The organism is Metasolibacillus meyeri (genome assembly GCF_003049505.1).
Classification (GTDB): domain Bacteria; phylum Bacillota; class Bacilli; order Bacillales_A; family Planococcaceae; genus Metasolibacillus; species Metasolibacillus meyeri.
On sequence record NZ_PYWN01000016.1, the window covers coordinates 1 to 10,924 of the forward strand.

Annotated in this window: 7 protein-coding genes; 5 read left to right on the top strand and 2 right to left on the bottom strand. The window is 37.7% G+C overall.

What is annotated here, in order from left to right; genetic code table 11:
• Positions 1-61: 61 nt before the first annotated feature.
• Positions 62-811, bottom strand: coding sequence for a hydrogen peroxide-dependent heme synthase (gene hemQ / locus C9J34_RS02180; RefSeq protein ID WP_107838217.1), 750 nt, complete (start codon positions 809-811; stop codon positions 62-64).
• A 159-nt stretch (positions 812-970) separates the two neighbouring features.
• Between hemQ and C9J34_RS02185 the strand changes: the two genes are divergently transcribed.
• Positions 971-1,798 (top strand): lipoate--protein ligase family protein, encoded by an 828-nt coding sequence (locus C9J34_RS02185; protein WP_107838218.1) that lies wholly within the window; start codon positions 971-973, stop codon positions 1,796-1,798.
• Positions 1,799-1,849: 51 nt separating this feature from the next.
• Here C9J34_RS02185 and C9J34_RS02190 read toward each other — a convergent pair whose 3' ends face one another.
• Complete coding sequence (locus C9J34_RS02190) at positions 1,850-2,482, bottom strand: RsfA family transcriptional regulator (protein ID WP_107838223.1); 633 nt, start codon at positions 2,480-2,482, stop codon at positions 1,850-1,852.
• Between the two features lie 316 nt (positions 2,483-2,798).
• Here C9J34_RS02190 and C9J34_RS02195 point away from each other — a divergent pair, with 316 nt between their 5' ends.
• The 4 genes from C9J34_RS02195 to C9J34_RS02210 form a co-directional block, all read left to right on the top strand.
• Positions 2,799-3,023, top strand: a complete 225-nt coding sequence (locus C9J34_RS02195; RefSeq protein ID WP_107838219.1) for a YuzB family protein — start codon at positions 2,799-2,801, stop codon at positions 3,021-3,023.
• Between the two features lie 339 nt (positions 3,024-3,362).
• Positions 3,363-4,664 (top strand): HD domain-containing protein, encoded by a 1,302-nt coding sequence (locus tag C9J34_RS02200; protein ID WP_107838220.1) that lies wholly within the window; start codon positions 3,363-3,365, stop codon positions 4,662-4,664.
• Positions 4,665-4,918: 254 nt separating this feature from the next.
• Positions 4,919-5,137, top strand: coding sequence for a hypothetical protein (locus C9J34_RS02205; RefSeq protein ID WP_107838221.1), 219 nt, complete (start codon positions 4,919-4,921; stop codon positions 5,135-5,137).
• 528 nt (positions 5,138-5,665) lie between these two features.
• On the top strand, positions 5,666-10,924 hold a 5,259-nt coding region (locus C9J34_RS02210; RefSeq protein ID WP_107838222.1), incomplete at its 3' end, for a collagen binding domain-containing protein.

Below are 10,924 nucleotides of genomic sequence, written 5' to 3' on the forward strand. Positions count from 1 at the left end.
GTGTTCCTTTATCACCAATCAGTGGGGGATGAGGAAAACCCCCACTGATTGAAGATTCACTTTATACAGTTAAAAACTTCACTAATTTTTCATTATCTAAAATGTTGCCAACAAAGAATGAACCGAATTCACCGTAGCGTGCTGATACTTCGTCGAAACGCATTTCATAGACTAGCTTCTTAAATTGTAAAACATCGTCAGAGAATAACGTAACACCCCATTCGTGATCGTCGAAGCCGACAGAACCTGTGATGATTTGCTTGACTTTACCTGCGTAGCCACGACCAATCATACCATGTGAGCGCATTAAGCTTTTGCGCTCGTCCATCGATAACATATACCAGTTGTCATCATTTTGGCGGCGCTTATCCATTGGATAGAAGCACACATATTGAGAACGTGGTAGCTCAGGGTAAAGACGTGCACGAACATGTGGGTTTTGATAAGGATCTTCGTTTGATTCGCCTGCTAAATAGTTCGATAATTCTACAACAGATACATATGAATAGCTAGGAATTGTAAAATCAGCGATTGCCAATTTATTAAATTCAGCCTCTAATTCCTGTAACTCGTCCATCGTTTCACGTAATGTCATCAGCATGAAGTCTGCCTTTTGTCCAACGATTGCGTAAAAAGCGTGAGCGCCTGTTTTTGCAACATCTGCTTCATTTAATTTTTCTACATAAGCGACAAATTCCTCTACTGCTGCTGTGCGCTCCTCCACTGAAACAAGTTTCCAAGAAGCCCAGTCGATTGAGCGGAAATCATGTAATGCATACCAACCATCTAACGTAATTGCTGCTTCGTTCATTTATGAAACACTCCTTTTAAGTGAAAATCATTCTCTATTAGTTTAGCACATCTTTCTCGATCCTACACACACTGTCACGATTTCGTCATGACTTTTCAGTCTTCATTTGTTCGTGTATGCTAAAGGATAGTTGAAATCGTGATATTAGGGAGATTAATTATGGAATATTTTTTACAAAATTGTGAATGGAGACTGGTAGATGAGTCAAATTTACAATCCCGTTCACCGTTAGCTTCATTCGCAATGGATGATACACTTTGTCATTTAGTTGGACATCATCGATCTACGCCAGTAATTCGTACATGGATACATAAAGAATCTGTTGTACTTGGCATTCAGGATCATCGTCTGCCATTTATCGAGCAAGGAATGAAATTGCTAAATGAACAGGGCTATACACCCATTGTACGTAATTCAGGTGGCTTAGCTGTTGTATTAGATACAGGGGTGCTGAATATATCGCTTGTTATTAGTGAAAAAGAGCAGCCATTGTCTATTAATTCCGCATTCGAGCTAATGGTACAATTTATTAAAATACTACTACCAGAAATTGCAGAGCATATTGATGCATATGAAATTGTAGGTTCCTATTGTCCAGGGTCATATGATTTGAGCATAGCTGGCAAGAAGTTTGCAGGTATTTCGCAAAGAAGGATGCAGGGCGGTGTAGCAGTACAAATTTATTTATGTGTGGAAGGTAGCGGAAGTGAACGCGCAGAGCTAATTAAGCAATTTTATGAAATCAGCTTAAAAAATGAGGAAACGAAATTCCGATATCCGCGTATTGAACCAAGTGTTATGGCCTCATTACAGGAGTTAACAGGGACAGATATCACAGCTGTTGAACTAAATTTGCGCATCCAGCAAATGCTCCAGCAAAAAGGCTTTAATTGGACTTTTACTCCTTTACAGCCATTTGAAAATGAGCTGTATATGCACTATTTACAGCGCGTTTTGCAACGCAATCAAAGCATGCTCTCAAAGTAAATGGGAGAACGTAGAATAAAAATAGAGAGGAGCAACCTAGCTCCTCTCTATTTACATTTGTATTTCATCATTTTCTAGAGGAGAAGAGATAAGGTTGCCATTGCGTTCCATCTTGAAAATTGGCGCAATGCGTTCTTCCTCTTCATCTAATGCGACAAATCGGCGCGCACGATTCATAATTTGTACAAATTGCTCATAATCTTCTCGAATTGCGATATTTTCTTTGCGCAGTTTTTCAAGCTCTGACTCTAGTTCACGATTTTTCTCAGTCGCTGTATTAGCTAAGTAACGCCACTTTGAACTTTCGACATCACCAGCTCCGTGTTGCAAACGCATTAAATAAGCGATAACAACGTCTAAAGAGAGCGATGATAACGGAATTGGTTTTGTATCCCCACTATCAGCTGTCACAACAATATGTTGTGAACGACGACGTGATGGATTGCCGAACGCTCGCAATCTCTCTTTGCGTTCTTTTTTTGCCTCGGCTAGTTGTCCCTCATACATTTTGCGAACAACTGCATTCCAGCGAAAACCGCAGGCAGCTGCTGTTCGATTTAGCGCATCACCGACTTCATCAAAGGCATTTAATTGTGTGCTTCCTTCCTTTACATGTCGTAGCACCGCCTCTGCCAATAGCTCATCATTTTCTTGTAACCAAGCATCCTGTCTTACTTTCATTATTAATTTACCTCCTACCATGTTCATAGTTTGATTGTTCATTACTAAGCATGACCAAATCTCGAATTTTTTATTCAAAGAGTATATCAATTCTGTTTTAGCATATTTGCAGCTAGATTTTTTCGAATTCCTTCTATAAGTAAAAGTTAACCTAAAATCGTTATGGCTATGACATTTGCTACAAGTTTTATTTCGAATTGAACCAAAATGCATTTGCAGCTCTTTGACAGAGAAAATACAATTTCACTTGAATGAAAGCATGACAATGAGCTAAAATAGCTAGTAGATTAAAAGTGAAAATAGAAAGGTGTTGGCTCTAGTGGCAAACGAATTTAGAGTTTGCGATGAATGTCAGGCCGTTAATTTAAAAACGTTAATTCCAAAATTAAAAAAAATTGATCCCGATGCAACGATTGAAATTGGCTGTCATTCATATTGCGGCCCTGGCCGTAAAAAAACATTCACATTTGTAAATAGTAGACCAGTTGCTGCTTTAACGGAAGATGAGTTAATGGAAAAAGTACTGGCTAAACTAAAAAAATAAAGAGTACTGTCACAGGGAGAAATCACTCCCTGTTGTACAGGCTCTTTTTTATACGCTAAAAACACAGAGCTGTAGGGGAAATCGAAGTGACAAAAAGGTTTTATTCATCGCAGCTATCTTCCAAAATCGATGCAGTAAGAAGTTGATTTCGGTACATTTGAACTAAGGGGAGATAGCTTGTCCAATCTAAAACTAGAAGAAATTTTCTCCAATTTTCTCTTCAAAACAACACCCTATCAGCCTACCTATAGGAAAATAAGTGCTGGTTTGGTCCTTTCTCGCTTTTTCCTGTTAAAAAATGATAAAATATGACTAATTAAAATAGAGGGGGTATGGAGAATGAGCTATGCAACAGCAAAATTAGCAGAGGAAAAAGTGTTTAAAGACCCTGTACATCGATATGTTCATGTGCGTGATCAAGTTATTTGGGATTTAGTCGGAACAAGAGAATTTCAGCGTTTGCGACGTATTCGCCAGCTTGGTACTACGTATTTAGTATTTCATGGTGCAGAGCATAGCCGCTTCAACCATTCACTTGGAGTCTATGAAATTGTTCGACGCATTGTTGATGATATTTTTGCAGGAAGACCTGAATGGGATGCAGCAGAGCGTTTGCTTGTACTATGCGCGGCGCTACTCCATGATTTAGGGCATGGTCCATTTTCACATGCCTTCGAAAATGTTTTTGGCACAGATCATGAGGAATATACACGTGAAATTTTACTCGGTGACACAGAGGTCAATACTGTGTTGCGTCGAGTTGCATTGGATTTCCCTGAAAAGGTTGCGCAAGTGATTGAAAAGACATATCCAAATAAACTCGTTGTTAGTTTAATTTCCAGTCAAATTGATGCTGATCGCATGGATTATTTACAACGTGATGCCTACTATACAGGGGTTAGTTATGGGCATTTTGATATGGAGCGCATATTGCGTGTTATGAGACCACGTAAGGGGCAAGTCGTGATTAAAGAAAGTGGGATGCATGCAGTAGAAGACTATATTATGTCGCGCTATCAAATGTATTTGCAAATTTATTTTCACCCAGTGTCGCGCAGCGCGGAAGTCATTTTAAATCATATATTAAAACGCGTGAAAGTATTGAGTGAGGAAGGTTATTGGTTTAAGCATGCGCCAACTCACTTTAAACCGTTTTTCAAAAATAAAATTACATTGGAAGATTATATCGCATTAGATGAAAGTATTATGCTGACATATATTCAATTTTGGATGCAGGAAGAGGATGAAATTTTACGTGATTTAAGTAGTCGTTTTATCAATCGAAAGTTATTTGGCTATATTAATATGAACCCACAAAAAGAACCACAGCGCTTTGCACGCTTGCAGCAATTGTTTAAGCAAGCAGGCGTCGACCCAATCTACTACCTTGTGCATGACTCCACCTCTGATTTACCGTATGACTTATACCAGCCAGGTGTAGCGACGGGAAAGCTGCCAATTATGCTGCAAATGGTAAATGGAGAAGTGCGTGAATTATCTCAGGAAAGTTCGCTTGTTGACTCCATTGCAGGTAGATTAAAAACTGATCATAAAGTGTACTATCCTGAAGAAATATTGACAGGTTATACAGCGGATGAAGCTTTCAAGCAGGAGTTGCATCTGCTACTCCAAAATTCATAGTTAAATGTGTAGGCAAAGTGAACATAAACTTTGCCTACATTTTTTGTTTTAAAAAATAAATAAAAGTAAAAAGACCTAGATGTGAAATATTTGAAACGAAATTAAGGTATTTAGAATTACTAAACTTTCTATTTGCAAATACGATGAATATTATTGTAGGTCATTGAGTATATATTTTGGGGAGTTATCCTTGACATAAGTAATTGGCAGGATGCTACCAACCTAATCAAAAAGTAAACCGAGGAGTGGAGATTATGAAGAAAAAAATGAGTACAACAGCAGTTGCTGTACTAGCTACATTAGTCATCACATGCAGCCCGATAAAAGCATCGGCTGCAATGAATATAGTAGAGGCGCCAGCAACAGGAGTAAGTTCAATAGCAAAATTTGATGTGGTAGAAGAGCAAAGTAAAACGGTAAAGCCATTATTGTTGAAAAATATAAAAAAATTAGTAAATAAAGTGAAAAAATAAGGATTAGAATGAATATGTTTTTAACGAAGGAATAGCCGATGTATTATTTCGTTGCTTTATAATAGCTTAGTTTTTTTATTTGATTTCTGTGACAAATTGGGATTGTTTCGCATAAACTAATTCGTTATGTCTCATTTTTTTACGATTGTTGAGGTAAAATATTGAAAAATATAACGATAAAATGGGGATTTTATTGTGATGATATTGTATAGGATTTGTTTAGAGTGACTTTGTAAAATGAAAATAAAGATTTCTTAACGTTCAATGGGTCGATGCTTTGAAGGAGGTGAGACAAATTTTTATCGGCTCGTTACAAACAAATGAATACACGCAGTTTAGGGAGCAGGCAACAAAGGTATCATGTCTCCACTTCTTTTCGAAGATTGAATGTGTGTTCGAAAATGACGACTAATTAACACTGGGAAAGAGAGACTAGCCAACCGTTTGCAGTAGCCTTCTTAATTGCTGGTTACATGTCGTCAGCAAGCAACAAAGGCACTCTCTCGAACCTAAGAAAAGGAGAGGGACATGAGGAAAAAGATTAATATTGCAATGCTGACAATGCTGTTAGTGTTCCAAACAGTGATTGGACCGTTGTCGGTATTTGCGGATGAAGTAATCATTCCTGAACAAACACCGCCAGCAACTGGGGTGGACGATGGAACAGAAAGTGCAAATGGCGAAAAAGATGGTACTTCAACAACAAGTGGGGATACAGCTGATGTAGAGAATCTAGAAAAAAATAAACCCTTACTAATTCAGCCTTTTAGCACAGGTATAGCAGAAGAAATCGTAGGTGTAGAATTAGAAAAATTTGATATGACTATTAATGGAAATGCTGTAACGGAAGGAGCGTATTCCACACCTCTGGCACAAAATCAGCAGGCAAACTTTAACGTGAATTTCACAGTGCCGCTTACGCAAGTGTATGCAGACGGCAGTTGGTTTACGTTTAACATTCCAGATTCATTAATTGATTTTAGTAATGCGTTCAATGGAACAAAAACAGTGGATGACATCACGTATACGTATACACTGCAAGGTGGAACGACAATTCGTGTAGAAGTTTCAGGTATGACGATAGAAACTGTTAATACAGTTCCGTATAACTTAGAATTTAACTTCGCAGCAGGTTTTAATTTGACATCAGATGAGATTGAGCAAGAATTAGAGCTTCCAAAAGCAAATGCAGGATCTGATACAATTAAAACAACATTTAAATTTCTCCCATCTACAAACAATGAGAGAACAAAGAAATCAACTGTAGGTTCTCCAGCACTTGAGAATGGAAATCACCAAATGGAATGGCGAGTTTGGGTAAATGAAGCTGGAAAAGATTTTGTTAATCCTAGTATTACTGACAACCCAACAGGCGGTCATGCCATCATTCCTGGAAGCGTTAATGTTTGGCAATATAAAGTTGGCTTGAATGGTGTGAAAACAGCTACAGAATCACATGTAGTAATAAATGGTGATTTATCAGATGTTGTGGCAATATTTACGAATGGGCATGCTTATAAAATTGAATATAAGACGGAAGTAACCTTGCCTATAGACGATCGTGAAGATGCTAAAACATTTAATAATACATTTACCTTCACAAATGGTGGAGTACCAGATACAACATCATCAGTTGGCCAAATAGTAACATATGGTAAAGCATTAGCGAAAACAAAAGTGAGCGGTACAAATTATAAGTCTGAATGGGCAATTAATGTGAACTACAATCAAGTAATGATTCCAGCGGGCACAGCAATTTCAGATACAATTGGGTCAAATGATAATAATTACCAACATCTTATTGATACAAACTCAATTAAAGTATATGAAGTGACGATTAATCCAGCAAATGGTCAAGCGAGCAGTGTGAGTGCAACGCCAATTGCTAGTTCTGAATACAGTGTTACACCAACTGGAGATCCAAATAAGGCAACAGGTTTTAGTTTAGCATTCATTAATCCTACAACTAAAGCTTACCAAATTAAGTATGAAGCAAACTATGAGGGCTCAACGTTTTATGCTAAAAATGGTAATACAACAATAACAAATACAGCTGCATTTAGTGGTAAAACAACACCGCCAGTAACACATACTTTAACGAATGCGTTATTGTCAAAAACACGTACAGTAGATTTTAGTACGAAAGAAATCACTTGGACAGTAACGATTCGTAATGACCATCCAACTGAAGATATTACGGGGCTAACGTTAGATGATCAATTTGAGATGACTGGAAAAACAGGTGAACATACATTGGTTGGTGATGCATCGAATATCGTAGTTTCACCAAATACAGGTAGTGTAGTAGTGGACGGTGATAACAAAGGGTTTAACATCACAGGAATCAATGTAGGTGCGAACAGCGCTGTTACAGTAACTTATAAAACATCATTTGCTATTACAGATGCAGGTACAGTTGAGAATACAGGCTATGGTAATACAGCTACAACAAAATGGAACCATAATACAGAACCTGAGTATACACAAACACGGACAGAACACTACACGCCATCAACAACAACACAAAATAACGGTAATAAAAAAGGTAGCGTTAATTATCAAACACAAAAGTTTGAATGGGAAGTACGTGTAAATATTAACAAGAAAGACATTCAAGGTGCGGTTCTTACGGATGTAATTGGTGCAGGACACGAATTTGAGCCAGGTACTTTATCGGTGTATCCATTAACACTGGGTGTTGGAGATGATCAAGGAAGTTATACAAAAACCTCTCCATTGACAGAGGGAACACATTATACTGTTATCCCTCATGCGAATAATAAAGGATATATATTAACATTTGCATCTATGTTAGATTCAGCTATTAATAACGAAGCATATGTAGTGGTTTATAAAACGAAAGATTCAAATCATATTTTCGGTATTGAAGATAGCAACGAGAACGCTCAAGGGAATGTTTATAGCAATGCGGCTCAATTCCAAACAAAAGGAAGCCAAAACTTTACACTTACTGCAACGCCTGTAACGGTTGATTCGCAAGTGGCAAATAGTCTTATTAAAAAAGGTGCTCCTAATCAGCAAGCATCAACGGAAACACTTACATGGACACTTGATATAAATAAATCACATTCTAATTTAGGTCAAACAACAGTTTCAGATACTTTTTCAGATAATTTAATGCTAGTTCGTGATTCCATAGAATTACGTGCGTACAATGTTACATCAGCAGGTGTAAACAATGGCTCAAATTGGGTAACTCCACAATCTGTTAATGCAACTGTGAACTATACAAACACAGGATTTACACTAGAATTTGAAAATCTAACAACAGGATATCAATTACGTTATAAAACATTGGCTACTGGGAAATCAGGCGATGCATTTTCAAATGAAGCGAAAATTGAATTCGCTGGAGCAACAGCAGAAAACCAAAAAACGAAAGATGAAGTAAACAGTACATTAAGTTTCAGTTCTAGTGATTCGAATTTATCTGGTACGAAAGGTACAATGGAATTCGAAAAAGTAGGCGTGAATTCTGAAACAGGAGACATTGTTCCTTTAGCGGGGGTTGAATTTGAACTCTACAAACGTATTGGAAGTACAGATTACTTACTAAGAGCTGCAACAACGGACCAAGATGGAAAATTCTCATTTGCAGATATGCGTTATAGCCCGTATGTATTAAAAGAAGTAGTTGCACCAAGTGGCTACGATAAAATGGCAGATAAAACATTTACTTTTAATGCAGACTATGACACACTGCAAAATGGAAAAGTAATTCAATTGGTTAATAATACGCCATTACCACAAAACGCATGTACAACATTTGATTTAACAGTAAAAGATGTGAATGGTAATTCCATAACGAAGGAAGTACGATTACTAGATGGTAATGGTGAAGAAAAATATAAAGCAACACCAACGAATGGAGTAATGAATGTTCCAAATACTGTTCATGCAGGTCTGTATACAGTTGTTGATATAGATGGGATAAATTATGGAACAGTTACAGTTAAGTATGGTCAAGATGATTGTCAAGATGAAGTACAACCAACAAATGGATGTCCAACTTTTACAATTACATTGAAGGATAAAGATGGCAATGTACGTCCGAATGTAACGGTAACATTAAAAGATTCAAATAATAATGTTGTTACAACTGTAACGGATAATACAACAAACGCGGTCGGTGAATTTACTGTAGCCCCTACAACACCAGCAGGTACTTACAAAGTATTTGAAGGTGAGTTGTATTTAGGTGACGTAAATATTATTTATCAAGATGCGAGTGGTAATGAAAATTGCGCGGCAGAATTACTACCTACAAATGCACCAGCTTGTCCAAACTTTACATTAACAGTGAACGATAAAGATGGTAAACCACGTGAAGGCGTAGCCATTAAAATTGTGGACAAAAACAGTCCAACTACTGAGTTTAATGGTACTACAAATGCGGAAGGTAAAGTAGTATTGCCAAACTTGCCGGCTTCTGATTATGAAGTGTATGAAAATGGTGAAAAGATTGATGAATTTACAGTTGATACAAACTGTGAGCATGTAATCCAACCAATACCAGCATGTCCAGCGTTTACATTGACTATTGAAAACGAAGATGGTCCTTTAAAAGCTGGTACTAAGGTAGTAATCGAAAATAAAGCAACAAATCAACAAAGAGAAGCAACTGTTGATACAGATGGTAAAATTACATTTGCAACAAATCAAAATGGTGAAAGATATACAATTGAACCAGGTGATTATACAGTCGTATCTTATGAAATCGAACCTGGGCAATCGGTGCCATTTGGAGAGGATTTCACAGTCACTTATACAACAAATTGTGAGGATGAAGTGAAGAAACCTCGTGCATGTACGCAGTTTGAGATTACGGTAATTAGCCCAGATGGTACAACACCAAAAGCTAATACAAAAGTAATTATAGAAGATGAAAATGGTATTGAGACAGAGTATACAACAGATGAAGATGGTAAAATTACATTGCCAACGACTCAACAACCTGGAAAAGTAGTTGTCTATGAAGTAAATCCAGATGGCTCAAAAGGTGAGAGAATTGATGGAGTTACTGTGACTTATACAGGTGACTGTAAAGGCATTGTAATTAAAAACGCTTGCCCAGACTTCACATTAACAATCAATAATAAAGATAATTTACCTGTTGGGGCGAATGTGAAAGTTACGATTAAGGATAAAGCAGGCGCAACGGTAGAAACAGGTGTGACTGATGTAAATGGTCAAATCAAATTCGTAGATAAAGCGAAATTAGAGCAAGGTAAAGAATATGATGTTTACAATGAATCTAGTGTATTACTAGGAAGTATTACAGTAAGCTACATTGATGAAGTATGTGGGGCGGAAGTTCAAGTACCAATAAACGCATGTCCATTGTTTACTTTAACAATTCAAAATGTTAATGGTAATGCACGTGCAAATGTCGCATTCGTTGTAATAGGCAATGGAGGCAAGCAGATTGTATCAGGTACAACTGATGCAGATGGTAAGGCGACAGTTCCGCATACAGTAGAGCCAGGTAGTTACTGGGTTGTTGTAGGAACAGAGCCAGCGCTTCGAATTGAAGTTAATGCAAATGATTGTGCTGCATTAGCGAAGCCAACTCTATATCCTGGAGGAGGATGGACACCTCCAGAGCCAGGTGAACCAACAACTCCACCAACACCAGGAGAAACACCGGAAGAACCAACAGTACCAGAGGAGCCAACAACTCCACCAACAGCACCGGAAGAACCAACAGTGCCGGAGGAGCCAACAACTCCACCAACAACACCGGAGGAACCAACAGTGCCAGAGGAG